Genomic DNA, 26,127 nt, shown 5'->3' with positions numbered 1-26,127 from the left:
ACCAGGTTCTCGTAGGCTCGAGGGGTGCGTTCACTCGAGCAGATTCGGGAATGGCCGGTCCGGCACGCGGCGGCCGCGGTGGTCACCGCCGACGGCGATGTCGCGAGCGAAGGTGATGCCGAGCGGGTGTTCCCGCTCGCGTCGGTGACCAAGCCTCTCGTCGCGTACGCCGTGCTCGTCGCCGTGGAGGAGGGCGCGGTCGAACTCGATCAGCCCGCGGGCCCGCCCGGCGCCACGGTGCGGCATCTGCTGGCGCACGCGTCCGGGCTCGCGTTCGACACCACCGACGTCCAGGCTTCACCCGGGGCTCGGCGGATCTACTCCAGCGCGGGTTTCGAAGTGCTCGCCGAATTCCTCACCGCGCAGACCGGGATCGCATTCGACGAGTACCTGCGCGACGCGGTGTTCGAGCCGCTGGGCATGACCGCTTCGGTGCTGGCCGGTCCGGCGGGGCACGCGGCGCGGTCCACCGCGGCGGATCTGGCCCGCTTCGCCGCCGAATTGCTGAACCCCGAGTTGATCTCGGCGCAGACGCATGCCGAGGCCACCTCCGTGCAGTTCCCGGGCCTGAACGGCGTGCTGCCCGGCTTCGGTTCCCAGCGTCCCAACGACTGGGGACTGGGCTTCGAGATCCGCGACGGCAAGTCACCGCACTGGACCGGTGGCACGAATTCGCCACAAACCTATGGACATTTCGGCCAATCCGGGACATTTTTATGGGTTGACCCGAGAACGGGGTTGGCGTGTCTCGCCTTGAGCGACGAGAATTTCGGCGACTGGGCGCGGGCGGCCTGGCCACCGCTGAGCGACGCCGTGATCGCGGAGGCGACAGCCGCGCGCAACACGGTCGTGAAGTAACACGTGTAACTTCGGGCACTCCAGTACACTCAGGCAACGCCAGTTCGACGAATCGTTGGGGAAGACGGTCCTCGTCGAAGCTGGAGGTGTTGGTGGTGCGCGCATCGAGTCAGTTCGCGGACGCGACGGCGGGTGTGGTCTACATCCACTCGTCGCCTGCCGCGCTGTGCCCGCATGTCGAGTGGGCACTCACCTCGGCCCTTGGCGCCCCGGCGAAACTGCGCTGGACCGCCCAACCGGCCGACGGTCAACTGCGCGCCACCAGTGAGTGGATCGGTCCGGTCGGCACCGCCTCGAAGATCGCTCAATCGTTGCGCTCCTGGCCGGTTCTGCGCTTCGAGGTGACCGAGGATCCCAGCGACGGCGTGGACGGCGAGCGCTACAGTTTCGTCCCCGGCCTCGGTCTGTGGCACGGCTCCACGAGCGCCAACGGTGACGTCATGATCGGCGAGATGCGCCTGCGCGCCATGCTGCAAGCGACCCGCGAACTCGGCAAGTACTCCGCCTACGACCTGGCCGCCGAAATCGACCGCGCCTTGGGCACGGCGTGGGACGAGGACCTCGAGATCTACCGCTACGGAACGGAATCCGGAGCCGAGGTCACCTGGCTGCGCCGGGACGTGGGGTAGGGGCTCGGGGTCGCTGGAAGACCCCAGCGATGGCAGATTGCGATATTTCGAGGTCGATTGCGCAATGCGCAGCCAATCGCTCGGGTGCACCGGCTCGACCTCGAACAGTTTCTCGGCGAAGTCTCCGAGGAACCGGACTTCTGCGTCCGTCCCCAGCCGGGTCGCAATCAGATATGCCGCGTCCGTTATGACCAGGGTCGCAACCACCAGGGACCTCGGTGGTGTTGGAGTAAGTCCAGGCAGCGAGTGTGGTGTGCGTCGTCGGCATCGACGTAGGTATAGAGCGGGCCTGCGTCGACGAGTAGCCGGGTTATCGGTCCCACTCCCCGCGCGGAATTTCCTCGACTCGCTCCGAAATGTCCGAGCGCCCACTGTGTCCCGCTCCGGCGGCCCCGAAGCTGCGGGGTTCGCCCGAACCTGGCAGATGCGCTGTGATCGCTTCCCGGGTCCAATCGGAAACGGTCATCTGCCGCCGGGCCGCTTCGTGCCGGACTCGGCTGTCCAAGTCGTCCGGCAGTTTCACCGTCGTCCGCTTCATGGTGTGCCAGCATGCCCTCTGTGGCACGGTTCCACGAGCGACAACGGCGTGGGGTAGGCGCCGCGCTCCGATAGCCACCGGAATTGGTGGCTGCCCGGGATCCGCCGACCGACGTAGGCTCGTCAGACGGTCGGGGCCGAGAGCGAGGAGTCGACCATGAAGCATGCCGGTATGCGCGTCATCGCCGCCGCGACGATTGCCCTGACGGCCGCGACAGCCGTCCCCGCAGCGGCAGCCGCCGAGATCACCGCCGAACCGGTCGCGGTGGTCGACGTGCCGCCGGGCATCGTCGACGCGGTCCGAGGGGCCATCGCGAGCGTCCTGTTCTTCGGCATCGTCGGCCTGTGCATAGTGCGTGTCCTCCCGCCCGACCAGTGCCATTTCTTCTGAGAGGAGAAGGCGGCGCGGGTCGCCCGATGATCGGGCTGGTACCGGTCCCCGTGACGACCTAATCTCGGGGTATGGAGCACACCGGACAGCGCATCCGGTACTGGCGCAGGCGGCGGGGTGGAATCAGCCAAAAGGTGCTTGCGGATCGGGCCGGGTTGACGCAGGGCTACATCTCGCAGATCGAGAGTGGGCAGCGTGCGTTGGACCGGCGTGCCACCCAAGTCGCCATAGCTGGTGCGCTGAACGTCACCGTCGCGCAACTGCTGGGGCAGCCGGGCGACCCGACCGATCCGGCCAAGGCTGTGGCCATGGCCGCCATCCCGGAGATCAGGTCGGCTTATCTCGAGATCTCCGCCGGTGAACGTCGGAAGCCGGAACGGCCTCGGGATGCCGTGCGTGAAGCTGTTACCCGATCGACGATCTTGCGCAATAACGCCGACTACGCCGCACTCGCGCCGGGCATGGCCGATCTGTTGCGGGATGCCTTCTATTTCGGCGGGCCGGAGTTCGTCGAGTTGACCTTCAATGCCAGGTTTCTCGTAAAGGGTGTGGGATTCCCTGACCTTGCGTCAGGGATAGCGGATGCCGGGCTTCGGTGTGCTCGGAATCTGGAACAGCCCGAATGGATCGGCTTCGCGGAGATTTCCAGACTGAACGCTATGCCGCCGGAGAACGCGGCATTGGCTGGTCGATTGGCGTCGCGCACTGCGGCAGAGATGCAGCCTTACCTCGGCGCGATCCCGGTTCGCCAGGCGTACGGGAACCTCCTGTGCCGGGGTGCTATAGCTAATGCTGTTGCAGGGCAGTCCAGTGCCGCCTCTGGTCTGCTCGATGAGGCGTACGCAGAAGCACGCTCGCTCGGTGAGACCGAGGACGGAGGGTTCGGTCTCCTGTGGTTCGGCCCGACCAGCGCGGCGATCTGGCATGTGTCGGTTGCGAGCGAGTTGGGGGACAGCGACACGGCCATCGAGGTGGCTCGTACCGTCGATCCACGTCCGGTTCGTGCGCCGAACCGAATCGTCTACTTCTGGACCGACTACGGCCACGCTCTCACCGCCGCAGGTAACGACGCGGAGGCGGTGCGGGCCTTTTCGGAGGCCGAGATGGTTGACCCACAACGTACTCGAATGGATCCCATGGTCCTCGATTCGGTGGCGGCGCTCGCTCGCCGGGCGCGACGCGAGGCGATCGACAGCCGACTGAGGACGTTGGCGAACAGCCTCGGTATCGATCCACATGCGGTATAGCGCTCTGTAATAGCCGCTCCCCGTTCGGCGGGCACGCTGGTGCCCAGCCTCGCCGCCGAGTCGATGCCGTGTCCACTCCTCGGCGGCGGGTGCTCACCAACACATCGAGCAGGGGAGCGCAGGAAATGGACGGTGACGGCGGCTGCACAAGCGCCACATCGGTGGGGCCGAACGCGTTGGGATTCATTCGGCGCGAGGTCTCTCGCGAATCGGAGGCACGGAACAAGTGCCTGATTCACCAAATCGCGGAAACGCGAGGTTATTTCGTAGCGGAGGTCGTCGTGTGCGACACGGCGGCCCGGACTGCGGCACTACTGGCGGTCGAGCATATCCGGGTGGTGGATGCGGCCGCGGTGATCGTTCCGGGGCTGATGCATGTCGAGCCGTTCGTCCGCGCGGTCACCGAACTATGCGACCTGATCACTCCGGAGCAGACGTATCCGCGTGGGTACCGGTGGCCGTCGCTGTTGCCCATGGACCACCCGTACCGGAGGTTGCCGTGACCGGGTGGCAGTGGCTGGTGGTCGCGGTCGGCGCGGTCGTGCTCGGATCGCTGATCGGCGTCGTGTCGCGGCCGGTGCGCCTGCCGGAGGGGCGCAGCGTGGACGAGATCACCCGGCGAGTGGAGCAGGAGCGCGGCGACATGGATACAGCGTTGTGGCCGTTGGGTTTTCCGCATGACCCGCCCGACTACGCGATGGGTGTGGGTGAGGCGCAGCTGACCATGCAGCGGCATCGTGCTTGTCGGGTGGGGGAATGTCCGCGTAAGACGGCGGCGTGGCGGGTGCTGGTGGAGGCCGGGCGGATCAAGCCGGATGGCGGGCGGCAACGGTGAGAGCCGGGGTTCACCCACTTAGGTGGCCGAGCACCGCGAACATCGTCACCGAGAGGTGATAGTCGCCTTTCGCGATGCCTGCCTCCATGGTGGCGAGGAGGTCGCGCCCTTCCTCCTCGGTGATCGCACCACCGGCGCTCGCGGACGCGATCATCTGCATGAACAGGGGACGGGCGGTTTCCGGGTTCCAGATCACCGCCTCCGATCCCATGTCGTCGATGGTGAAGCCCGCCGTGGTGAGCAGGCCGCGCAGGAGGCGGCCCGATGCGGGGTTGGGGGTGGTCGCCAGCATCGCCTTCGTCAAGCGGGCGACCACCTCCGGGTCACCGGGATGGGTGATCACGGTGTGCCAGTCGCTGTCGATGAGCAGGACGCGACCGCCCGGCCGCAGGACTCTGGTGATCTCGGCGGTGGCTGCCGCCGGGTCGTCGAGGTGCTGGTAGACCCGTTCACAACGCACCGCGTCGAAGTAACCGTCCGGGAACGGCAGGTGATAGACGGTGCCTTCGACGAAGCGGGCCCGGCAGTCCGCGGTCTCGGCGCGCCCACGGGCGATGGCGAGCATCGCGGGGTTCGGGTCGACCCCGACCGCCTCTCCGCCGGGGCCGACCCGGCCGGCCAGTTCGATCACCTCGGTACCGGTGCCGGCTCCGATATCCAGTGCCCGTTCGCCCGGCTGGACGTTCATAACTTCATGGCCCCACGCCCGCATCCGCCGAATCCCCGGCAGCGCTGCTTGAAGATCGAGAATGCCGACCAGCGCGGCCATCGGGTCGTCGGCGCCGGCTCGTGACGCATCCGGGATCGCGTTCTCGTGGAAGGACGGGATGGGCGGCGTGGACTCGCTCGGCATATCACGACAGTAGGCCCGCACCACTGACGACAGCGCCCCGGCCCTGGTCGACTTTCGTTACGCGGCGGAGCGCGTGCTCGTCGTCCGGGGCGAGGCGCCGCGCCGCGCGCGGCGAGCATCCGCCGCCACCGAGCCGAACGTGTTGGGTGGGGACCGGTCACCTGGGACGCAACCACTGCGCGTCGCCGTCAGATCGTCCAGCTGTAGGTGTCGGTGATCGAGCGGCCCAGTAGCGCGCTGGGGAGGAGCGGTAGCGCGGTGTCGCGCAGCGTTGTCAGCGCCGGTGACGTCCAGTGCGCCGGAGCGCCGACCCGGCGGGAGAGTTGGGCGATCGTCTGGGTGCGCGGCTTGCGGAGGCGGTTGTATTCCGCCAGTCCCGCGTCCACTCCGAGGGTGTCCACGGTCATGGCCAGCGTGACCGCGTCCTCGAGTGCCTGGCAAGCGCCTTGCCCGAGGTTGGGGGCCATGGCGTGCGCGGCGTCGCCGAGCAGCGCGACCCGCCCGCGGACATAGGTGCCCAGCTTCGGCAACTCGTGCGTGTCGTGCTGCGAGACGGCATCCGGGGGCGCGGCATCGAGCAGCGCCGGAATCGGATCCTGCCAACCCGTGAACCGTTCGCGAAGCTGATCCAGGCCCATCCTGGATCCGGCCGGGGCATTGGCCATCACGTAGCAGTAGACGCGACCGTCCGGCATCGGCACATACCCGAAACGCTCACCGCGGCCCCATACTTCGACGCTTCCCTCGACCGGGTGCGGGGTGGTGAGCAGGCGCCAGGTCGTGTAGCCGACATAGCGCGGACCGGGTGCGTGCGGCCAGACCGACCGTCGGGTCACACTGTGCACGCCATCGGCGCCGATCACGAGATCCGCGGTGTCGGTGCCGTGATCATGGTGGACCGTGCCGTCGGGCAGGACCTGCCGCACGGTCGTTCCCGGGCGTAGCACGTGCGCAGGCACCGCCGCGCGCAGGATGTCCACCGGCGCGGCCCGGTGCAGGATCGCCCACGGGCCGAAGCGTTGTTCGAGGTCATCGCTGTCGTTGCGGATCAGCCAAGTTCCGTCCGCGCTGCGCACACCCAGCGGTGGGCCGGCCTGACGGCCGGTGCGCACGGCAGCGCCGAAGCCGAGCAGGTCGAGAGCACGCACTCCGTTGGGCTGGATCGACAGTCCCGCTCCGATTTCGGTGAATTCCCGCGCGCGCTCGAGTACTTCGACCTGCCAGCCGCGCCGATGCAACGCCACGGCCGCGGCCAGTCCACCGATGCCGCCGCCCACGACCAGCGCTCTCATTACCGCTCCTTCCGAACACGGACCGGTCCGACGCCATCGCGCGTGTGCGCGGACCTCGATCCGCCACCAGACCGCCGTTATGACCAGCACGGCGACCAGGACAATCCACCAACGTGCCACGACATCTCCTAGAGAGTCTAGAAATTCTAGAGCCTCTAGGAGAACAAAGAGTCTCTAAGATGTCAACGGCTGTGCTGGATCAGCAGAAGGGTGCGGATGTGACACGAACCAGTGGCAGACGCGAGCGGCAGCGGAAGGCCACCTTGGGAGAAATTCACGAGGCGGCGCGCGATCTACTGGTCGAGCAGGGGTCGGCCGCGGTGACCATCAACGCGGTCGCCCGGCGGGTCGGCATGAGCGGGCCATCTCTCTATCACTACTACCCTGGTCACGACGCGCTGGTCGGAGCGGTGACGGCGGACTTCTTCGACGAGCTGGCCGCCGCGATGGAGCACGTCCGAGACGCGCACGCCGACGAGCCGGTCGGCGAGCGCATCCTGGCGGTCTGCCGGGCTATGCGCAGGTGGGCGATCACCCACCCGGCCGAGTTCGGCTGGATCTTCGCCGCTCCGATCAGTCCGCTCAACCGGCAGCCGGAATCCGAACGCCATCGAGCCGGTCAGCGGTTCGAGCGGGTGTTGCTGGATCTGACGATCGAATTGTGGCGAACGCGCCCATTCGCGGTTCCGGACCTGGCCGGTCTGCCCCCGTCGTTGCGCGAGCAACTGACCGCCTACTCGGCGGCTATCGACGAGCAGCTGCCCCCCGAGGCTGCGCATGTCTTCCTGTCCTGCTGGATCCGGCTGTACGGACTGCTCTGCATGGAAGTCCTGCACCAACTGGATTTCGCGTTCACCGATTTCGAACCCGTCTACGAGGAGTGTCTCCGTGATCTGACCGGCATCCTCGGTCTGGCCCCGGACCGGCCATCCACATGACCGCCCCGGACGGGGACACTCGGACAGACGGCGTGGGCCGACTCACGGCGGCGGCTTGTCCGCCGGGATCGCGGCAGCGCGGCCCGGTCGGGCGGACGCATTGTCGGTAGCTGCGCGTGCCGCCCTGCCGTCGGCGAAGTGAACCGTTTGCCCCGGATCTCGCCGGGTAAAACCTGTTCGGCTCGCGGTTTCGATGATGGTTTCGGCGTGGAAGAGTTTCCGCTCGGCTGCGTCGATCGGCCCGACTGCAGAGGGAGCGTCCAGATGACCGATTCCGGCTCCGCGGAGCTCAAGCGGCGGCACCGCGCGATGTGGGCACTGGGCGACTACTCGTCCATCGCCACCGAAGTCATCCCGGAACTGGGCCTGCGCCTGGTCGAGGCCGCCCGCATCGGCCCTGGTCAGCGGGTGCTGGATGTCGCGGCCGGATCCGGCAACGCCGCCATCCCGGCCGCGGAGGCCGGTGCGGAGGTCGTGGCGAGCGATCTCACGCCGGAGTTGTTCGAAGCAGGCAAGCGAATCGCCGCCGCGCGGGGCGTCGAGGTGCAGTGGCAGGAAGCCGACGCCGAGGCGTTGCCCTACGCCGACGCCGAATTCGACGCTGTGATCTCCTGCGTCGGCGTCATGTTCGCACCCTTCCACCAAGCGGCCGCGGACGAACTGGTGCGTGTAACCAAACCGGGCGGCACGATCGGGCTGATCAACTGGACGCCCACCGGCTTCATCGGACAGATGTTCGCCACGATGAAACCGTTCGCTCCGCCGCCTCCGCCCGGCGCGCAGCCACCCCCACTGTGGGGCGACGAGGCGCACGTGCGGTCGCTGTTGGGCGATCGCGTCGCCGATCTGGAATTACGCCGCGAGAACGCGGTCATCGACCGTTTCGCCGACGGCGCCGAGTTCCGTGACTTCTTCAAGTCCTACTACGGACCGACGGTCGCGGTGTACAAGGCCAATGCGGAGGAACCCGACCGGATCGCGCAATTGGACGAGGCACTCGCCGAACTCGCCGCCCGGTACGACCGCGGTAACGGGCGGATGGAGTGGGAGTACCTGCTGGCTACCGCACGCCGGTCGGGCTGATCGGTCGGACCCGGAGCTATTCGTGCGCCGTTCGCTTCGGCACGCAGAAGCTCGGAAACCTGCCCCGCCATTCAGACGCCGGGGCGGGCCGGACGATGGCGCGTCGGATCGAACTGTTCGAAGTAGGACTCGCCCACGGCGAACATTCCACGTTGCGGGAGCCAGAACTCACTCAATGTGGCTTGTTCGGCGAGTGGTCCCGGAGGGCCGATATCGATTCCGTCGATCCGGGCAGTGCTGTTCTCGACAGTCCACAGCATCCGGGGATGGGCCAAGAACCATTGACCGTTCGGGGTAGTACCGCTGAGCTGGACCCGCCCGACCCCGAGCGCCGGACCCGCCACCCGCGACATGAGCGACAAAACGGCAGGACGTCGCCACAAAGCGGCAGGCATCATCCGGCCCATACTCGTCATCGCCTTCGTCGCCGCCGATCGGCCCAGTTGCAGATCCCACACGATCTTGTCGCCGACCCGCACCGTGAATGTGGACGGTCCCGTCCAGTCGACCGAAATGTCCTCGACCCGTGCGTCTTCGAGTGCTGATCCGAAATAGCGGGCACAGCTGGTCGCCGGGGAGACACTGCTGTAGATCACCCATTTGCCGTCGGGGTCGCGATGCCACACTGCGTCGTACCCGGCACCGACCGAGCTGGCAGGAAAATGCCGCAGCGTCAGGTAGTGGCCGCTGGCGAAGGGCAACCCCATCACCCCGTAGCCGGAAAATCGTTCCTCGTCCGTACCCGGGGGGAGAGCTTTGTCTATTGCGGCGATCGAGCGCGGGCTGTCGGTCATCGCAGCCTCCTCGAGGAGTGGGCTCGTGCCGATTATCTTACGTCCGCCGGAGAGTCTCGTGTCTGCCACAGCGGCCGGGCCGCTGGTCGTGGTCGCCGGTGGGAACCCAGTACCGTCGTGCCGGACCGAGCGGGGTGTCCACGATGCGCTCGAGGACGCCGCCGTGGCGCTCGATGGTTTTCGCGGAGGCGACGTTGTCGGCCGCGCAGACGATCAGCACCCGGTCCATGCCCAGCTTCTCCGCTTCGCCGAGCATCCGGCTCAGGGCCCAGGTGGCCAGTCCGCGTCGGCGCGCGGACGGTCGGATGCCGTAGCCGATGTGACCGGCCCACCGCACGAAGTCGTCGAACCCGTGCCGCAGAGCGATCCCGCCCAGCACCCGGTCGTCCTCCACGATCCATCGGTAGGTGCACCGCGCCCGGCCGGTCTCGGCCCACGCCTGACTCGATTCGCCGGCCAGCCGGGCCACCCAGGCCGCGAAACCGGTCGGCGAACGTACTTCGTCGTACGGCCGCAGTCCGAAGCCGTCCTCGTGCGGGCCGGGACCCCACTCGTCGTGTGCCTCGAGCCAGGCCGTATGCAGACGTGTCGTCGGCGCGATCAACGCGGGCATATCGCGACGATACCGAGCCGGCTGCTCCTGATCACGGCCTCAGATGCGCCGAACGAGCCGCTGGAAACGCCGCCCCCGGCACGCCTGTCGCGAGTGGTCGCCGGCCATCACGTTCGACCAGCACGTACATCGCCATCTCGGAGAACCCGTCGGGATCGGTCGCCTGCCTGCGAATCTGGGTCACCACCACATCGGGCGTGGGCGCCAGGGCGGCGACCACCTCTAATCGTGACGGCGGGGCCACCTCGGCCGCCATCAGGCGGTGATGCAGCGCGTTCAGCTCGGCCCAACCGGCCACGCCGGCCCCGAACGGGCTGCCCCACAGTACATCGGCCGCGAAGGCGGAGTCGTATCCGTCGGCGTCGCCCGCGGCGCCGGCTCGCTCTAACCCCGCGGCGAATTCGGTCGCCACCCGGCGGGCTCCGGCCGCGCGATCGGAGTCGCCCACTATCGGTCGAGGCAAGGCCACCTCCCCACCGGATCGATGCCCGAGTGCGCGGACTGACCGCCATGCGACCCTCTCCCTGCGTCGGGCGCAGGGCATTGCGGTGTCGCTCGCGATCAGCCGAGACCCGTCGGAGCCGAAGACGGCCCCGACTTGGCTCGTCACAACTATCGCGACGGCGCGTAGATGATGCTGATCTGTCGCAGCGATAGGTGGACAGAGATCGACCGGTGGTTCGGCGGCGCCTACTTCGGGGTCGGCCGTCGGTCCGGATTATGTTGGGCCGGTGAAGGTTTCCTCTCGGAGTCATGTGATCGGCGCCGCCTGCGCCGCGGTGTACGTCGCCGCGGTGACCGCGCTGCTGCTCACCGGGCACACCGCGGTCCGCACGAGCGCCGACAATCACGACACGCGCACCCTGTTGGCGGTCTGGCTGCCCGTGGTCGCCGGTCTGCTGCTCGCCCGGGCGATTCCGCCGCCTGCGGAGACCGAAGACCCGTTCGCCGCGGGCCCGCCCGCGCGCGTCACCCGGCAGGCCTGGCTGCTGGCCGCCCTGGCTGTCGTTTTCGCCGTCGTCGTGCATGTGACGCCGGGCGAGGGCTGGTTCGTGCTGTGGAAGCTGACGCTGCTGGTGCTTCCGCTGCTCGCACGCTGGGCGACCGTGCGCGAATGGGCGCGCGTGCCCACCCGCGGCCGCTGGTTGCGCCCACTGCCCGCGGTGTTCGCCTTCCTGGTGGTGACGGCCTTGCTTCAGCCCTGGACCGGCGGGCCGGTGCCCGATCCGGTCGTGCTTGTGGTCGTGTTCTTGGTGAACGCTGTGATCGAGGAGATCTTCTACCGGTTCTGGCTGCAGACGCGCTTGGAATCCCGGTACGGACGATGGCCCGCCATCGCCCTGGCCGCCCTGCTGTGGGCGAGCTGGCACACCGCGATCCAGGGCGGCCTGGGTCTGCCGCTCGACCTCGCCTCGGTGATCGTCAACCAGGGTGTGACCGGGCTGTTCCTGGGCTATCTGTGGTCGCGCCACCGGAATCCGTGGCTGGTGATCGGCGTGCACGGCTTGATGAACGCGCCGCTGACGATGTTCGCCGCGGCCCTGCCGGGCTGACCGTCAGCACCGATGAAATCGCTGAACAGCTGCTCGAGATACCCGAGAGGAATCATCGGTTCATCCAATGTGTCAAAGCTCGCTGCTCTGACTCGTACCTTCTCGGTGGGCGCAGAGGGGATCGAACCCCCGACCGCTGGTGTGTAAAACCAGTGCTCTACCGCTGAGCTATACGCCCGTGCCGTTACCGGCGGCTTATGAATCTAGCGCGGCGAGCGCTTTCTCCCAAGCCGCCTGGTCACGGGGTTCTCCGGGGCCGTTCATCTCGGCGAAGCGGATGTAGCCCTCGCGGTCGACGACGAAGGTGCCGCGATTGGGGTAGCCGGACTTCTCGTTGAACACGCCGTAGGCCTGGGCCACCGCGCCGTGCGGCCAGAAGTCCGACAGCAGCGGGAAGGTGTAGCCCTGCTCGGCGGCCCAGATCTTGTGCGTGGGCGGCGGGCCGACCGAGATCGCGAGGATCTCCGCGTTGTCGTTCTGGAACTTGGGCAGCTCGTCGCGGACCTTGCACAGCTCGCCCTGGCAGATGCCGGTGAAGGCGAGCGGGTAGAACACGATCAGGACGTTCTTCTTCCCCCGGTAGTCCGACAGCGAGACTTCCTGGTTGTTCTGGTCCTTCAACGTGAAATCCGGCGCGACAGTGCCAACCTCTAGCGGCATAGCGAATCCTCCATCGTGTCGGGTCTCCACCGGGCGGGCGTGCGGCACCGCCCTGGTGGAAACCATAGCGCGGTGGCTCAGCGCTGCTTCGAGGGCGCCTTGGGCTGCACGAGCCTGCTACCGGCCCACGAACCGAGGCTGATCGCCGAGGTCTGGGTCAGACCTGCGGTCGGCGCCGACTCGGCGATCTCGCTCGGCTCGACGTGGCCGGGTTGTCCGGTCTTGGGGGTGAGTACCCAGACGAAACCGTCGTCGGCGAGCGGGCCGATGGCGTCCATCAGGGCGTCGACCAGATCACCGTCCCCGTCTCGCCACCACAGCAGCACGACGTCGATCACTTCGTCGGAGTCCTCGTCGACGAGTTCACCGCCGATCGCTTCCTCGACATCGGCCCTCAGGTCGTCGTCGACGTCCTCGTCCCAGCCCAATTCCTGGACAACCAAGCCGTGTGAGATGCCAAGCTTCTGAGCGTAGTTCTGCGCGTCCGCCGCGGCGACCACGGTGGCGTCCTCCTCAACTCCCGACAGTAGGTAGTTGCAAGCGAACATGGTTATGGGCTTCAGCGCAAGCCGATCCGGCGAAATAGCTGCCGAATGTCGCGTTGCGATGGTGTGTCAAGGGCTTTCTCAGCGTTTCGGACACGAGTCGCGCACGGCGTTGCGCGCGTCGTTTACCCGCTTGCTGGCATCGTTGAGCGTCGCGACCGGGGCGGTGTAGGTCATCTTGCGCGTCTCGGCGGCCAGCGCGCGGGCGGCGTTCACGTATTCGGTGAACAAGCCCGCCAGGTCGCCGGGGAGCGCCTCCTTGGCGGAGCTCACGCCGCTCTCCACCTTGTTCGCGGCGTCATCGAGGGTCTGCGCCGCCGAGTCGCGCTTGGCGACGTAGTCCGGGGCGTTCGAGTCGTGCGCGTCGACGAATTCGTTGTACTTGCTTACGCCCGCTCCGGTGATGGTGGGGAACTGACCGCAATTGTCGGAGATCGCCTTGGTCTGGGCCGCGGCACGCCGGGAAGAGGTCGCGGCCGCCGACGAGGACGCCGCCTCGGTCTTGTACGCCGCCAGATCGCTCGCGTTCGGACCCGCCACGCCGTCCACCCGGTTGGCGCACCCCGCGACGACCAGTCCGACAGCGACGGCGCCGGTGGCGCACACCATTCCGAACCCGCGTGGGTTCAGCAGCTTCATCGTCCTCCCGCTCCTCAGGGCTGCCACGCTCAATGCTCACCTTGCCTGTCGAACGGTACTGGATTTCCGGCTGACATGATGATTTGGGACGCGCCATCGGCAAGGATGGATGGTGCGCCCGAACCTTTCGTAAACGGGCGGTCCGCCAACCAGCGAACCCGCCCGGGGATACCGACGCCATCAGCATGTCCACCCCTGTACGAGGAGCAGATTTGACCGACCTGATCCACTCTTCCGCACCGGCGAAATCCGCCGGTACCAGCTCCGCTCCCGCGCCCGCCGCGAGCCGCGACCCGAACGGGTCGCAGGCGCCGCAGCCGGCCGGACGGGTGCGGGTGATCCGCGAAGGGGTGGCGTCCTACCTACCGGACATCGACCCGGAGGAAACCAGCGAATGGCTCGAGTCATTCGATGAGATGCTCGACCGGGAGGGTCCCGGCCGTGCGCGTTACCTCATGCTCCGTCTGCTGGAGCGGGCCGGTGAACGTCGGGTCGCCATCCCGTCTTTGACCTCCACCGACTACGTCAACACCATCCCCACCGAGAACGAGCCGTGGTTCCCCGGCGACGAGGAGGTGGAGCGGCGCTTCCGCGCCTGGATCCGCTGGAACGCCGCGATCATGGTGCATCGCGCCCAGCGCCCCGGCATCGGCGTCGGCGGCCACATCTCGACCTACGCGTCCTCGGCGGCGCTCTACGAGGTCGGCTTCAACCACTTCTTCCGCGGCAAGGACCACCCGGGCGGCGGCGACTCGATCTTCATCCAGGGCCACGCCTCGCCGGGCATCTACGCCCGCGCGTTCCTGGAAGGCAGGCTGTCGACCGATCAGCTCGACGGCTTCCGCCAGGAGTACAGCAACGGCGGCCCCGGCCACGGGCTGCCCTCCTACCCGCATCCGCGGCTGCTGAACAACTTCTGGGAGTTCCCCACGGTGTCCATGGGCCTGGGCCCGATGAACGCCATCTACCAGGCGCGGTTCAATCACTACCTGCACGACCGGGGCATCAAGGACACCTCCGACCAGCACGTGTGGGCGTTCCTCGGCGACGGCGAGATGGACGAACCGGAGTCGCGCGGTCTCGCGCACGTCGCGGCGATGGAGGGCCTGGACAACCTGACCTTCGTCGTCAACTGCAACCTGCAGCGCCTGGACGGTCCGGTGCGCGGCAACGGCAAGATCATCCAGGAACTGGAGTCGTTCTTCCGCGGCGCGGGCTGGAACGTCATCAAGGTGATCTGGGGCCGGGAGTGGGACGCGCTGCTGGGCGCCGACCGCGACGGCGCGCTGGTGAACCTGATGAACAGCACCCCCGACGGTGACTACCAGACCTACAAGGCCAACGACGGCGCGTACGTCCGCGACCACTTCTTCGGCCGCGATCCGCGGACCAAAGCGCTGGTGCAGGATCTGTCCGATCAGGAGATCTGGAACCTCAAGCGCGGTGGTCACGACTACCGCAAGGTGTACGCCGCCTACGCGGCCGCGATGGCGCACAAGGGCCAGCCCACGGTGATCCTGGCCAAGACCATCAAGGGCTACACCCTCGGCAAGCACTTCGAGGGCCGCAACGCGACGCATCAGATGAAGAAGCTGACCCTGCAGGACCTCAAGGACTTCCGCGACCTGCAGCGCATCCCGATCAGCGACGCCGAGCTGGAGAAGGATCCGTACCTGCCGCCGTACTACCACCCCGGCATGGAGGCTCGCGAGGTCCAGTACATGCTCGACCGGCGCAAGGCGCTCGGCGGGTTCCTGCCCGAGCGGCGCGCCGCGGCCAAGCCGTTGAAGCTGCCCGGCGACGAGGCCTACCGCTCGGTGCGCAAGGGATCGGGCAAGCAGAACGTCGCCACCACGATGGCCCTGGTGCGGCTGATGAAGGAGCTGCTGCGGGACAAGGAGATCGGCAAGCGGATCGTCCCGATCATCCCCGACGAGGCCAGGACCTTCGGTATGGACTCGTGGTTCCCTTCGTTGAAGATCTACAACCGCAATGGACAGTTGTACACATCCGTCGACGCGGAATTGATGCTTGCCTACAAAGAGAGCGCGGTCGGGCAGATCCTGCACGAGGGCATCAACGAGGCGGGGTCGACGGCCTCGTTCACCGCGGCGGGCACCTCCTACGCCACGCACGGCGAGCCGATGATCCCGCTGTACATCTTCTACTCGATGTTCGGCTTCCAGCGCACCGGCGACGGATTGTGGGCGGCCGCCGACCAGCTGGCCCGCGGCTTCGTGCTCGGGGCGACCGCAGGCCGCACCACGCTGACCGGTGAGGGTCTCCAGCACAACGACGGGCATTCACTGGTGCTCGCCTCGACCAACCCGGCCGTGGTGACCTACGACCCGGCATTCGCTTTCGAGATCGCCCACATCGTGCGCGACGGCTTGCGGCGGATGTACGGCGGCGGGTCCGCGCCGCGGGGCTTCGCGCCGCTGCCCGGCACCCATCCGCACGGCAGCGCGGGCGAGTTCGGCGGCGAAGACGTCTTCTACTACATCACCCTCTACAACGAGCCGTACCCGCAGCCGGCCGAGCCGGAGGACCTCGACGTCGCCGGTCTGCTCAAGGGCATCTACCTGTACAAGCGCGGGGGCGAGGGCGCGGTGCGCGCCCAGATCCTGGTCTCCGGCGTCACCGTGCCGGACGGCTTGCGCGCGCAGGCGCTGCTGGCGCAGGAGTGGGGCGTGCAGGCGGACGTGTGGTCGGTGACCTCGTGGGGTGAGCTCCGCAAGGAGGCGCTGGACAAGGAGATCGCCGCCCTGCGCGATCCGGGCGCCGATCCGGGCCTTCCGTACGTCACCGAGGCGCTGTCGCGGGCCGAGGGTCCGTACGTGGCCGCGACCGACTGGATGCGCGCGGTACCGGATCAGGTGCGCAAGTGGGTACCCGGCGATTTCACCACGCTCGGCACGGACGGTTTCGGCTTCTCCGATACCCGCCCGGCCGCGCGACGGGTATTCAACGTCGACGCGCAGTCCATCGTGGTCGCCGCGCTGGCCGGTCTCGGCCGGACGGGCAAGCTCGACCCCGCGAAGGCCGTGGAAGCGGCGGCGAAGTACCGGATCGCCGACGTGGACGCCGCGCCGAAGGCAGCGGTGAGTTCGGACGAAGACCTCGCATAGCGGAATATTGGATGGTGGACCGTAAACCGCCGCGGCCGCGACGGATCTCCGAGGGCTCTTCCGAGCACGAGGTGTATCTGCCGACGGGCGCGCTCTCCCCGAACCGGCAGACTCGCGACCCCCTCCCGGACACGCTGCTCAAACGCGTGAAGCAGTTCTCCGGCCGCCTCTCCACCGAGGCGGTGGGGTCGATGCAGGATCGGTTGCCGTTCTTCGCCGATCTGGACGCCGCGCAGCGGGCCGGCGTGCAGATGCTGGTGCAGACCGCGGTGGTGAACTTCCTGGAATGGCTGCAGGACCCGGACAGCGACATCCGGTTCAGCCTGGACGCCTTCCAGGTGATCCCGCAGGATCTCGCGCGGCGGTTGACGCTGCGCCAGACCGTGGACATGGTCCGGGTGGCCATGGAGTTCTTCGAGCAGTGGCTGCCCGCGCTCGCGCGCAACGACCGGCAGCTGGTAGCTCTGACCGAGGCGGTGTTGCGATACGGGCGCGAGCTCGGATTCGCCGCCGCCTCGGTGTACGCCAGCGCCGCCGAGTCGCGTGGCGCCTGGGACACTCGGCTGGAAGCGCTCGTCGTCGACGCCGTGGTGCGCGGCGACACCGGGCCGGACATGCTCTCCCGGGCCGCGACGCTGAACTGGGACGCCACCGCGCCGGCGACGGTGCTGGTGGGCACCCCGCCCGGCGAGCAGGGCGTGTCGTCGGTGGGCGCGGTGCATTCCATCGCGGCGCGGCACGGGCGGGCCGCTCTCGCGGTCGTCCAGGGCACCAGGCTGGTGATGGTGGTCTCGGGGCATCTGGGGGAGACCGCTCAGATCTCCCCGTTCCTGGCCGACCTGCTCGCCGAGGTGTTCTCCGACGGACCGGTGGTGATCGGGCCGACCACCCGCACGCTGGGCGCGGCCCACGCGAGTGCGGTGGAGGCGCTGGCCGGAATGGAAGCCGTGGTGGGCTGGCGCGGGGCGCCGAGACCGGTGCACGCGGCGGAATTGCTCCCGGAACGCGCATTGTTGGGCGATCGAGCTGCGATCGACGCGCTGAACGAGTACCTTGTCCTACCGTTGGCCGCAGCGGGGTCGTCGCTGGCGGACACGCTCGATGCCTACCTGGATTGCGGCGGTGCGGTCGAGACGTGTGCGCGTCAGCTGTACGTCCATCCAAATACGGTTCGGTATCGGCTCAAGCGAATCGCCGAGATCACCGGCCGGGATCCGATGAATCCGCGCGACGCGTACGTGCTCCGGATCGCCGCCACAGTGGGTCGTTTGACACGAACCCGTAACGAATCGTCAACTTCCGCCCCAGAGGTCACTTCGGTGGCCTTCGGCACCGAGGGCCTGTAACGCATTCGTGGAATCGGTCGATTCGGACAGCCCACGTGGTCTTTTGTGGAACCCCCACAAAAGCGCTTCCGAAGCTTCATTCACGTCGACATCTCGTGCGGCCCGCCTCACAGTGTTTTCTTAGAGGCGTGATCGCGTTGTTCGCCCCTGGACAGGGCTCTCAGACACCCGGCATGCTCGCGCCTTGGCTCGACCTTCCCGGCGCGAACGAGCGCCTGACGCTGTGGTCCAAGGCTTCCGGCCTGGACCTGGTCCGTCTCGGCACCACCGCGACGGCCGAGGAGATCACCGACACCGCTGTCACCCAGCCCTTGGTGGTCGCCGCGGCGCTGCTCGCGTTCGCGGAGATCTCGCCCGACGAGCTTCCCGCCGCTACCATCGTGGCCGGGCACTCGGTCGGTGAACTCGCCGCCGCCGCGGTCGCCGGAGTCATCTCCGCCGACGACGCGGTCCGGCTGGCCGCCATCCGCGGAGCGGAGATGGCCAAGGCGTGTGCACTGGAGCCGACCGGAATGTCCGCGGTGCTCGGCGGCGACGAGGCTGCCGTGCTCGAACGGCTCACCGAGCTCGACCTCGTGCCGGCCAACCGCAATGCGGTGGGCCAGATCGTGGCCGCGGGTCGGTTGGACGCTCTCGCCGAGCTCGCCGCGAACCCCCCGGAGAAGGCCAGGGTTCGGGCGCTGCCCGTCGCGGGCGCCTTCCACACGGCGTTCATGGCCCCGGCGCAGGATGCTGTGACCGAAGCCATAACGAAGATCACGCCGAACGAGCCGACCAGGACCTTGCTCTCGAATTTCGACGGCAAGCCGGTCGCGTCCGGACAGGACGCGATCGATAAGCTCGCCGCGCAGGTCACCCGGCCCGTGCGCTGGGACCTGTGCACCGAGACCGTCCGGCAAGCCGGCGTCTCGGCAGTGGCGGAACTGCCGCCGGCGGGCACCCTCGTCGGCATCGCCAAGCGGGAGTTGAAGGGCACGCCCACGCTGGCCCTGAAGACCCCGCAAGACCTCCCCGCGTTGGCTGAGCTGACCGTATCCGGCTAGCTTTCCTCCGCGACCATGCATTCGGATGCGAGGTCGTGACCGAGAGGCGGTAACTATTACCGCGCTCGATCCGAAAAAAACCAGTAGAGCCCTACAAAGTATCAAGAAGGGAGCCACGAAGTGGCCGCTCTGACCCAGGAACAAATCGTCGAGGAACTCGGCAAGATCATCGAAGAGGTGACCGGCATCGAGCCCTCCGAGGTGACGATCGAGAAGTCCTTCGTCGATGACCTGGACATCGACTCGCTGTCCATGGTCGAGATCGCGGTTCAGACCGAGGACAAGTACGGCGTCAAGATCCCCGACGAGGATCTGGCCAGCCTGAAGACGGTCGGCGACGCCGTCAACTACATCCAGAAGCTCGAAGCCGAGAACGCTGAGGCGGCGGCCGAGCTCAAGGCCAAGTTCGACAACGCCGAGTAGGGCCGAAACTGTGACCACTCCTTCCACCTTGAACGGGAACTTCCCCAACGTCGTCGTAACCAGCCTTGCGGCGACCACGTCGATCGCGGGTGACGTCGATGCGACGTGGAAGGGACTCCTCAACGGCGAGAGCGGCATCGACGTTCTCGAGGATTCCTTCGTCGAGGAATACGACCTTCCGGTCCGCATCGGCGGTCACCTGAAGGTCCGGCCCGACACCCTGCTGTCTCGTGTCGAATGCAGGCGCATGGCCTACGTCGAGCAGCTCGCGACCGTGCTCGGTCGCGAGGTCTGGCGGAACGCGGGCAGCCCGGAAGTCGACCCGGAGCGGCTGGGTGTGGCCATCGGCACCGGATTGGGCGGCGGCGACGCCCTCATCGATTCGGTGGACAAGCTGAAGAACGGCGGCTATCGCAAGATTTCGCCGTTGGCTGTGCAGATGGTCATGCCGAACGGCCCGTCGGCCGTTGTCGGCCTCGAACTGAAGGCCAGGGCAGGAGTGGTCACTCCGGTCTCGGCGTGCTCGTCCGGCTCCGAGGCCATCGCCAATGCCTGGCGCATGATCGTCATGGGTGACGCCGACATCGTCGTCACCGGTGGCGTCGAAGGCTTCATCGACGCGGTGCCGATCGCGGCGTTCACCATGATGCGCGCCATGAGCACTCGCAACGACGATCCGAAGGGCGCGTCGCGTCCCTTCGACTCCGATCGCGACGGCTTCGTCTTCGGCGAGGCGGGCGCTCTGATGGTCATCGAGACCGAGGAGCACGCGAAGGCTCGTGGCGCGACCATCCACGCGCGCCTGCTCGGCGCCGGCATCACCTCCGACGGCTTCCACCTCGTCGCCCCCGATCCCACGGGTGACGGCGCGGCGCGGGCGATGACCAGGGCGATGCAGTCCGCGGGCCTGACCAAGAAGGACATCACGCACATCAACGCGCACGCGACCGCGACGCCGATCGGCGACACCGCCGAGGCGAACGCGATCAACAAAGCCGTGGGCACCCACGCCTCGGTGTACGCGCCCAAGTCGGCACTCGGCCACTCGATCGGCGCCGTCGGCGCCCTGGAGTCCGTGCTGACCGTGCTCAGCATCCGTGACGGCATCGTGCCGCCGACGCTGAACCTGGAGAACCAGGACCCGGAGATCGACCTCGACGTGGTGAAGGGCGAAGCCCGCCGCCAGGAGATCGAGTACGCGATCAACAACTCCTTCGGATTCGGTGGGCACAACGTGGCGCTCGCCTTCGGTCGGGCGTAGCCGCGCGATCGACTGCACAACGATCCCGGCGGGGCCGGCCATCTGTAGTGGCTCGGCCCCGCCGTGTTTCGACATACGCAGCCGCGGCAGCGGCACATTGAGGTGAGGAGACCTCGCGATGACAATCATCGCTCCCGCGTTGCACCAGGAGACGGCGACCGACCCCCGCGATCCGCTCGGTCGGCTCCAGCGCTTCTTCGATCCGGGCACCCTGCTTCCGCTCCACCCGCGGGACAAGTCCGGCGTGCTCGCGGCCATCGGCGAGGTGGACGGCGTTCGCACCGTGGCCTACTGCTCGGACGCGACCGTCATGGGCGGCGCGATGGGCGTGGAGGGCTGCAAGCACATCGTCGACGCCATCGACACCGCCATCGATTCCGGTGTCCCCGTGGTCGGCCTGTGGCACTCCGGCGGCGCTCGCCTGGCCGAGGGCGTCGAGGCGCTGCACGCGGTCGGCCAGGTCTTCGAAGCCATGGTCCGCGCGTCCGGCCTGGTTCCGCAGATCTCCGTGGTGCTCGGCTTCGCCGCCGGTGGCGCCGCCTACGGTCCGGCGCTGACCGACATCGTCATCATGGCTCCGGAAGGCCGCGTCTTCGTGACCGGTCCGGACGTGGTGCGCAGCGTGACCGGCGAGCAGGTGGACATGGCCACCTTGGGCGGCCCCGAGACGCACGGCAAGAAGTCCGGCGTCACCCACATCGTCGCCGACGACGAAGCCGACGCGCTGCACCGCGCGCGCAGGCTGGTGTCGATGTTCGCCGAGCAGGGCGAGTTCGACCTGGTCGCGGCCGAGCACGGCGACGTGGACCTGAAGGCGCTGCTGCCGGAATCGGCCAAGCGCGCCTATGACGTGAAACCGATCATCCACGAGCTGCTCGACAACGTCGACGGTGAGTCGTCGTTCGAAGAGTTGCAGGGGCTGTACGCCCGCAGCATCGTCACCGGTCTCGGCCGTCTCGGCGGCCGCACCGTCGGCGTGCTGGCGAACAACCCGATCCGCCTCGGCGGCTGCTTGAACTCCGAGAGCGCGGAGAAGGCCGCGCGTTTCGTGCGGCTGTGCGACGCGTTCGGCATTCCGCTGATCGTGGTCACCGACGTGCCGGGTTACCTGCCCGGCGTCGGCCAGGAATGGGAAGGCGTCGTGCGGCGGGGCGCGAAACTGCTGCACGCGTTCGCCGAGGCGCGCGTTCCGCGGGTCACGCTGGTCACTCGCAAGATCTACGGTGGCGCCTACATCGCGATGAACGCCCGCTCGCTCGGTGCGACGGCGGTCTACGCGTGGCCCGGTTCCGAGGTGGCCGTCATGGGCGCCAAGGCCGCGGTCGGCATCCTGCACAAGAAGGCCCTCGCGGCCGCGCCGGAGGAGGAGCGCGAGGCGCTGCACGAGCGCCTCACCGCCGAACACGAGCGCATCGCGGGCGGTGTGGAGCGTGCCATCGCGATCGGCGTCGTCGACCAGGTCATCGACCCGGCGAAGACCCGCAGCACCATCGCCGCGGCGCTCGCCGCGGCTCCGGCTCGCGCCAGCCACCACAAGAACATTCCGCTCTGATCCACGCATCGAAGCGGGCCCCGGCACTGCCGGGGCCCGCTTCGCGTTGTCGGACTCCGCGCGATGACGCGTGCCGGCGGCGCGCGCCGACTCGGTGGATCAGTGTGATGTACTCGTCCGGGCGGGCGGCGGTCGTGAGGTTTCACGGGGCGGGGGCGGCTCGGTGGTCGGTAGCATCGGAAGGTGCGCTACGAAGAACTGGCCGATGTGCCGTGCTCGATCACGCGCCCACTCGTGATCTTCGGTGACCGCTGGACGTTGCTGATCCTCAAGTCGTGCTTCTCCGGCATCCGGCGGTTCAACGCTTTCCAGAGCGCACTGGGCATCTCGCGCAGCAGGTTGCAGGATCGATTGGACCGGCTGATCGACAACGGCATCCTCGTCAAACAGAAGGCTGCCGTGGGTGCGCACGAGGAGTACCGCCTCACCCCGAAGGGCCACGACATCTATCCGATCCTGCTGGCCATCCGCGATTGGGGCGACACCCACATGGCGCCCGAAGGGCCGCCGGTGCGCTACGGCCACCGCGATTGCGCGGGCGAGGCGCATGTCCGGCTCGAATGCGACTCGTGCGGAACCGAACTCACCGCGCGCGAGGTCATCCCGGAGCCGGGGCCGGGCTTGCTGGCCGGCTCCGAGTCGACCGTGGAGAGCGCGGCCGCCCGGCGGTATCAGTCGGCGAACCAGGTGGCCACATCGTCGGCATCGGCTCGGGCGGTGCGGAATCCGTTGACCGGGTGATCGACGTCCGGGTATCCGAATGAGATCCCGGCGACGACCTTGCGATGCTCGGGGATGCCGAAGTACTCCCGGATGAAAGGGGAGTAGGAGGCCAGTGCGGCCTGCGGGGCCGCGCCGAGACCGAGGCTCTGCGCGCCCAACAGGAAACTGCCGATGTAGAGTCCGCAGTCCACCGCCCCGTAGATGCCCAGATCCGCTTCGCTGGTCACGATCGCCACATGCGGCGCGTCGAAGAGTTCGAAATTCCGCACGGCCTGCCGCATGGTCTTCTCGTGGTCGCCTTTGACGATGCCGACGCTGTCGTACAGTTGCTTTCCGCACTCGCGCCTGCGCTCCCGGTACACGCCGGTGTAGTGCGCGGGGAATTCGAAATCCGGTGCGGGGACCGCGGTCGCGATGTGTTCGATGAGGTTGTTGCGGAAGCGATCTGTTCCGGTGCCCTCCGTCACCACGACCTGCCAAGGCTGGGTGTTGCACCACGACGGCGTCCGCTGAGCCAGCCGCAGCAACGCGCGGATGGTGTCGCGCTCGACCGGCTGGGGGCGGAATTGCCTGCAGGTCCACCGCTCGTCGAGCACCCGCGTCAGCGCCGCGAAGTCGTCGGTCGTCACGGTCATCCCCCGCCTCCTTTGGAGTCTTATTTCGAGACCGAACGCTAGCATCGAAGCACTCGGCGCGAAAGCCGGGCAGCGGGTGGTGCCGGGCGAGTCGATCGCGACGCGCGCGATCGCGCGTTCGGGTTGCCGCGTTGCGGCGATCGGCGCGGCCGCAGCAGGCAGAATCCCGATATGGCGTCCGAAGCCCTCGCCGCGCGGGACCGCAAGCGGCACGGCAGGCATTACACACCGCCCGTGCTGGCCCGGTTCCTGGCGCAACGGCTGCTGCGCCATGTCGAGCCCTCGGACACCGGCGTTCTGCGCGTGCTCGATCCGGCCTGCGGTGACGGCGAATTGCTGTTCGCCGTGCATCGCGAGGCCGCCACCCGGTTTCCCGGTGTCCGCTTGGTGCTGACCGGCTACGACCTGGACGCCCGCGCGCTGGCGGTCGCGCGCAAGCGCGCCCGTGCGGCGGGGATCGCCGCGCACTGGCGCAGAGCCGATTTCCTCGCCGTCGAGGCGCGGCTGCCGGACGGCTCGTTCGACGCCGTGATCACCAACCCGCCCTATGTGCGCACCCAGCAGCTGGGCGGATCGACCGCGCGGCTGCTGAGCAAGCGGTTCGGTCTGCGCGGGCGGATCGACCTGACCCACCCGTTCGTCGCGACGCTGCCCCGCCTGCTGACCGCGGGAGGTGTGCTCGGCTTGTTGTGCGCCAACCGATTCCTGACCACGAAGGCCGGTGCGAACATCCGGCGGTTGCTGCTGACCGACCTGTCTCCCGTCGAGCTGTACGACCTGGGCGACACCAAGCTGTTCACCGCCGCCGTCCTCCCCGCGATCACCATCGCGCGCCGCTGCGCGCAGGACGACGGCTGCCGATACGTCTCCGCCTACGAGGTCGGCGACGCGGAACCCGGTGCCGCAACGTTGTTCGAGGCGCTGGTCGGCCAGGACGGCTCGATCGTCGCGTACAACGGCCGGACGTTCGTGGTCGAGGTCGGCACGCTCGTGACGGAATGCGGGCCCGTCGCCGCCTCGGGCGGTAGGGACCGCGGCGACAGTGCGATCGGAACGGCGACGCGCGACGGGCCGCCGGAACTCACCGCCGAGCGCGCGGCTCGTCGCGGCGGGACGCGCGAGCCGGAGGCCGCGTGGCGGATGTCGCACGCCGCGATCGACGCGTGGCTGGCGCGGATAGCGACGGCGACCTGGCGCAGTTTCGGCGACCTCGCGCGCATCCGGGTCGGCATCAAGACGACCGCCGACCGGGTGTTCATCTCCGACCGCTGGGCCCACGCCGACCCGTGCCCGGAGCCCGAACTGCTGCTCGACCTGATCACGCACCACGACCTCGCGCCGTGGCGGGCTACCCGTGCCCGCGACGTGCGCGTGCTCTATCCCTATGACCTGGCCAGTTCGCGGCGCACGCCGATCGATCTGGACGATTACCCCGGCGCCGCCGCGTATCTGCGATCACATCACGAGACGCTGGCCGGGCGCCGCTATGTCGCCGAGAGCGGTCGCGCCTGGTACGAGATCTGGGTTCCGCAGCGTCCGCATCTGTGGCGTGAGCCGAAACTGGTCTTCCCCGATATCAGCGACCGTCCGCGCTTCGCGCTGGACAGTTCGGGTGCGGTGGTCAACGGCGACTGCTATTGGATCTCGCTGCCCGATCTGGCCGGTGCGCCCGCGGAGGCGACGCGCCTGGCATATCTGCTGATGGGTGTGGCCAATTCGGCGCTGGGGTTGCGGTTCTACGACGTGGTCTGCGGCAACCGGTTGTACTCGGGCCGACGGCGCTGGATCACCCAGTACGTGTCGCGGCTGCCGGTGCCGGACCCGGCGGCCGCCCGGTCGGGGGACGTGATCGAGCTGGTGCGGGAGTTCGCCGAGGGCCGGACGCCGGATGCGGCGGCGCGCGCCGAACTGGACGAGCGAGTGGCGGCCGCGTTCGGCATCGGATTACGCGCTGACCCGGACGCCGACCATCGGCAGCAGGGTGCGGCGGGCGAACTCCCGCGCGGCGTCCCGATCGCTGACCGGGATCAGGCCGTCGGGCGTCAGGGCCAGCGACAGCGCCAGCCGGGCCATGATCTCGGCGACCAGATCGGCGTCGAAGTCATGCGTGCCACCGGCATTCCGTAACTCACGCAGTTTCTCGGCCAGATAGTCGCGGCCGACGGCGAGGATCGGCCCCGCCTCGGTGGTCAGCCGGGGCAGGATCAGGTCGGGCTCGGTGCGCAGGAGCCTGCGCAGCAGTTCGTTGCCCGCGATGGCGCCGATGAACGCCACGAAGATCTCGACCAGCTGATCGTCGTTGCCGGAGACGGTGTGCACCTGCTTCTCGATCGAGGCGACGAAGCGCTGCGCCTCCCGGACGCTGACCGCCTCGACCAGATCGTTCTTCGATTCGTAGCGCCGGTACAGCGTGGCCGGGCTGATGCCGGCGCGGCGGGCGATCTCGCCCATGCTGGTCCGCTTGATGCCGAAATCCAGGAAGGCCGAGAGCGCGCTTTCCAGGAGCTTTTCGCCGTCGGCGACCGGCTTCTCGAGGATGCGCTGCAGCA

General features: G+C 68.1%; 26 protein-coding genes, 1 tRNA gene and 1 pseudogene. 17 read left to right on the top strand and 11 right to left on the bottom strand.

Annotated elements, in window-relative coordinates:
- The first annotated feature begins 24 nt into the window (after positions 1 to 24).
- From ACWEKR_RS15900 to ACWEKR_RS15875, 6 genes are all read left to right on the top strand, one after another.
- The gene (locus ACWEKR_RS15900; RefSeq protein WP_452355070.1) at positions 25 to 858 is read left to right on the top strand and encodes a serine hydrolase domain-containing protein; all 834 of its coding nucleotides are present in this window, start codon (positions 25 to 27) and stop codon (positions 856 to 858) included.
- Between the two features lie 95 nt (positions 859 to 953).
- A complete protein-coding gene (locus ACWEKR_RS15895) occupies positions 954 to 1,487 on the top strand; it encodes a DUF3145 domain-containing protein (protein ID WP_039796858.1) in 534 nt (177 codons plus the stop codon).
- Positions 1,488 to 2,181: 694 nt separating this feature from the next.
- On the top strand, positions 2,182 to 2,415 hold the full coding sequence (locus tag ACWEKR_RS15890; protein WP_452355069.1) for a hypothetical protein: 234 nt from the start codon (positions 2,182 to 2,184) through the stop codon (positions 2,413 to 2,415).
- Positions 2,416 to 2,486: 71 nt separating this feature from the next.
- Positions 2,487 to 3,662, top strand: a complete 1,176-nt coding sequence (locus ACWEKR_RS15885; protein ID WP_452355068.1) for a helix-turn-helix domain-containing protein — start codon at positions 2,487 to 2,489, stop codon at positions 3,660 to 3,662.
- A 125-nt stretch (positions 3,663 to 3,787) separates the two neighbouring features.
- Positions 3,788 to 4,165 carry a hypothetical protein gene (locus ACWEKR_RS15880; RefSeq protein WP_452355067.1) on the top strand — a complete coding sequence of 126 codons (378 nt, stop codon included), beginning with the start codon at positions 3,788 to 3,790 and terminating at the stop codon, positions 4,163 to 4,165.
- The gene (locus ACWEKR_RS15875; RefSeq protein WP_452355066.1) at positions 4,162 to 4,497 is read left to right on the top strand and encodes a hypothetical protein; all 336 of its coding nucleotides are present in this window, start codon (positions 4,162 to 4,164) and stop codon (positions 4,495 to 4,497) included. Before ACWEKR_RS15880 ends, ACWEKR_RS15875 begins: the two co-directional genes overlap by 4 nt.
- A gap of 10 nt (positions 4,498 to 4,507) precedes the next feature.
- On the opposite strand, the gene ACWEKR_RS15870 is transcribed toward ACWEKR_RS15875, so the two are convergent.
- Positions 4,508 to 5,350: a methyltransferase domain-containing protein gene (locus tag ACWEKR_RS15870; protein ID WP_452355065.1), complete on the bottom strand. Its 843-nt coding sequence runs from the start codon at positions 5,348 to 5,350 to the stop codon at positions 4,508 to 4,510.
- 188 nt (positions 5,351 to 5,538) lie between these two features.
- Positions 5,539 to 6,642, bottom strand: a complete 1,104-nt coding sequence (locus tag ACWEKR_RS15865) for an FAD-dependent monooxygenase (RefSeq protein ID WP_452355064.1) — start codon at positions 6,640 to 6,642, stop codon at positions 5,539 to 5,541.
- Between the two features lie 179 nt (positions 6,643 to 6,821).
- Between ACWEKR_RS15865 and ACWEKR_RS15860 the strand changes: the two genes are divergently transcribed.
- Positions 6,822 to 7,580, top strand: a complete 759-nt coding sequence (locus ACWEKR_RS15860) for a TetR/AcrR family transcriptional regulator (protein ID WP_452355063.1) — start codon at positions 6,822 to 6,824, stop codon at positions 7,578 to 7,580.
- Positions 7,581 to 7,844: 264 nt separating this feature from the next.
- Positions 7,845 to 8,663: a class I SAM-dependent methyltransferase gene (locus ACWEKR_RS15855; RefSeq protein WP_452355062.1), complete on the top strand. Its 819-nt coding sequence runs from the start codon at positions 7,845 to 7,847 to the stop codon at positions 8,661 to 8,663.
- Between the two features lie 71 nt (positions 8,664 to 8,734).
- On the opposite strand, the gene ACWEKR_RS15850 is transcribed toward ACWEKR_RS15855, so the two are convergent.
- The 3 genes from ACWEKR_RS15850 to ACWEKR_RS15840 are packed head-to-tail and all read right to left on the bottom strand — an operon-like array spanning position 8,735 to position 10,533.
- Positions 8,735 to 9,457 (bottom strand): hypothetical protein, encoded by a 723-nt coding sequence (locus tag ACWEKR_RS15850; protein WP_452355061.1) that lies wholly within the window; start codon positions 9,455 to 9,457, stop codon positions 8,735 to 8,737.
- Between the two features lie 37 nt (positions 9,458 to 9,494).
- A complete protein-coding gene (locus tag ACWEKR_RS15845; protein WP_452355060.1) occupies positions 9,495 to 10,070 on the bottom strand; it encodes a GNAT family N-acetyltransferase in 576 nt (191 codons plus the stop codon).
- A gap of 31 nt (positions 10,071 to 10,101) precedes the next feature.
- Positions 10,102 to 10,533: a DUF4440 domain-containing protein gene (locus ACWEKR_RS15840; protein ID WP_452355059.1), complete on the bottom strand. Its 432-nt coding sequence runs from the start codon at positions 10,531 to 10,533 to the stop codon at positions 10,102 to 10,104.
- A gap of 268 nt (positions 10,534 to 10,801) precedes the next feature.
- Between ACWEKR_RS15840 and ACWEKR_RS15835 the strand changes: the two genes are divergently transcribed.
- Complete coding sequence (locus ACWEKR_RS15835) at positions 10,802 to 11,623, top strand: CPBP family intramembrane glutamic endopeptidase (RefSeq protein WP_452355058.1); 822 nt, start codon at positions 10,802 to 10,804, stop codon at positions 11,621 to 11,623.
- Between the two features lie 106 nt (positions 11,624 to 11,729).
- Here the strand turns inward: ACWEKR_RS15835 and ACWEKR_RS15830 are convergent.
- The 4 genes from ACWEKR_RS15830 to ACWEKR_RS15815 all read right to left on the bottom strand — a co-directional run bounded on the left by ACWEKR_RS15830 (position 11,730) and on the right by ACWEKR_RS15815 (position 13,467).
- Positions 11,730 to 11,801 (bottom strand) — tRNA-Val (locus tag ACWEKR_RS15830).
- 17 nt (positions 11,802 to 11,818) lie between these two features.
- Complete coding sequence (locus ACWEKR_RS15825) at positions 11,819 to 12,283, bottom strand: peroxiredoxin (RefSeq protein WP_067800944.1); 465 nt, start codon at positions 12,281 to 12,283, stop codon at positions 11,819 to 11,821.
- Between the two features lie 77 nt (positions 12,284 to 12,360).
- A complete protein-coding gene (locus ACWEKR_RS15820; protein WP_452355138.1) occupies positions 12,361 to 12,783 on the bottom strand; it encodes a DUF3052 domain-containing protein in 423 nt (140 codons plus the stop codon).
- Positions 12,784 to 12,909: 126 nt separating this feature from the next.
- The gene (locus ACWEKR_RS15815) at positions 12,910 to 13,467 is read right to left on the bottom strand and encodes a hypothetical protein (RefSeq protein ID WP_452355057.1); all 558 of its coding nucleotides are present in this window, start codon (positions 13,465 to 13,467) and stop codon (positions 12,910 to 12,912) included.
- Between the two features lie 212 nt (positions 13,468 to 13,679).
- Here ACWEKR_RS15815 and aceE point away from each other — a divergent pair, with 212 nt between their 5' ends.
- From aceE to ACWEKR_RS15780, 7 genes are all read left to right on the top strand, one after another.
- A complete protein-coding gene (gene aceE, locus ACWEKR_RS15810) occupies positions 13,680 to 16,595 on the top strand; it encodes a pyruvate dehydrogenase (acetyl-transferring), homodimeric type (protein ID WP_416382607.1) in 2,916 nt (971 codons plus the stop codon).
- Positions 16,596 to 16,606: 11 nt separating this feature from the next.
- Positions 16,607 to 17,941 carry a PucR family transcriptional regulator gene (locus ACWEKR_RS15805; protein ID WP_236566717.1) on the top strand — a complete coding sequence of 445 codons (1,335 nt, stop codon included), beginning with the start codon at positions 16,607 to 16,609 and terminating at the stop codon, positions 17,939 to 17,941.
- Between the two features lie 128 nt (positions 17,942 to 18,069).
- Positions 18,070 to 18,984: an ACP S-malonyltransferase gene (locus ACWEKR_RS15800; RefSeq protein WP_159840132.1), complete on the top strand. Its 915-nt coding sequence runs from the start codon at positions 18,070 to 18,072 to the stop codon at positions 18,982 to 18,984.
- 120 nt (positions 18,985 to 19,104) lie between these two features.
- Positions 19,105 to 19,407, top strand: coding sequence for a meromycolate extension acyl carrier protein AcpM (gene acpM, locus ACWEKR_RS15795; protein WP_039796877.1), 303 nt, complete (start codon positions 19,105 to 19,107; stop codon positions 19,405 to 19,407).
- Between the two features lie 10 nt (positions 19,408 to 19,417).
- The gene (locus tag ACWEKR_RS15790) at positions 19,418 to 20,668 is read left to right on the top strand and encodes a KasA/KasB family beta-ketoacyl-ACP synthase (protein ID WP_195090148.1); all 1,251 of its coding nucleotides are present in this window, start codon (positions 19,418 to 19,420) and stop codon (positions 20,666 to 20,668) included.
- 118 nt (positions 20,669 to 20,786) lie between these two features.
- Positions 20,787 to 22,220: an acyl-CoA carboxylase subunit beta gene (locus tag ACWEKR_RS15785; RefSeq protein ID WP_452355056.1), complete on the top strand. Its 1,434-nt coding sequence runs from the start codon at positions 20,787 to 20,789 to the stop codon at positions 22,218 to 22,220.
- A gap of 183 nt (positions 22,221 to 22,403) precedes the next feature.
- Positions 22,404 to 22,961: a winged helix-turn-helix transcriptional regulator gene (locus ACWEKR_RS15780; protein ID WP_452355055.1), complete on the top strand. Its 558-nt coding sequence runs from the start codon at positions 22,404 to 22,406 to the stop codon at positions 22,959 to 22,961.
- Here ACWEKR_RS15780 and ACWEKR_RS15775 read toward each other — a convergent pair.
- Entirely contained in the window at positions 22,892 to 23,578 is a 687-nt protein-coding gene (locus tag ACWEKR_RS15775) for a nitroreductase (protein ID WP_452355054.1), read from the bottom strand. The two genes, ACWEKR_RS15780 and ACWEKR_RS15775, sit on opposite strands and share 70 nt — an antisense overlap.
- Before the next feature lie 171 nt (positions 23,579 to 23,749).
- Between ACWEKR_RS15775 and ACWEKR_RS15770 the strand changes: the two genes are divergently transcribed.
- Positions 23,750 to 25,705: an Eco57I restriction-modification methylase domain-containing protein gene (locus tag ACWEKR_RS15770; protein WP_452355053.1), complete on the top strand. Its 1,956-nt coding sequence runs from the start codon at positions 23,750 to 23,752 to the stop codon at positions 25,703 to 25,705.
- Here the strand turns inward: ACWEKR_RS15770 and ACWEKR_RS15765 are convergent.
- Positions 25,628 to 26,029 (bottom strand): annotated as a pseudogene (locus tag ACWEKR_RS15765) (TetR/AcrR family transcriptional regulator); the annotation flags it as partial. The gene ACWEKR_RS15770 and the pseudogene ACWEKR_RS15765 overlap by 78 nt on opposite strands.
- Positions 26,030 to 26,127: the final 98 nt, after the last annotated feature.

This window comes from Nocardia sp. NPDC004573 (genome assembly GCF_053602135.1).
Note: the sequence above shows the minus strand (reverse complement) of the source record. Positions and strands in the feature narration are given on the sequence as shown.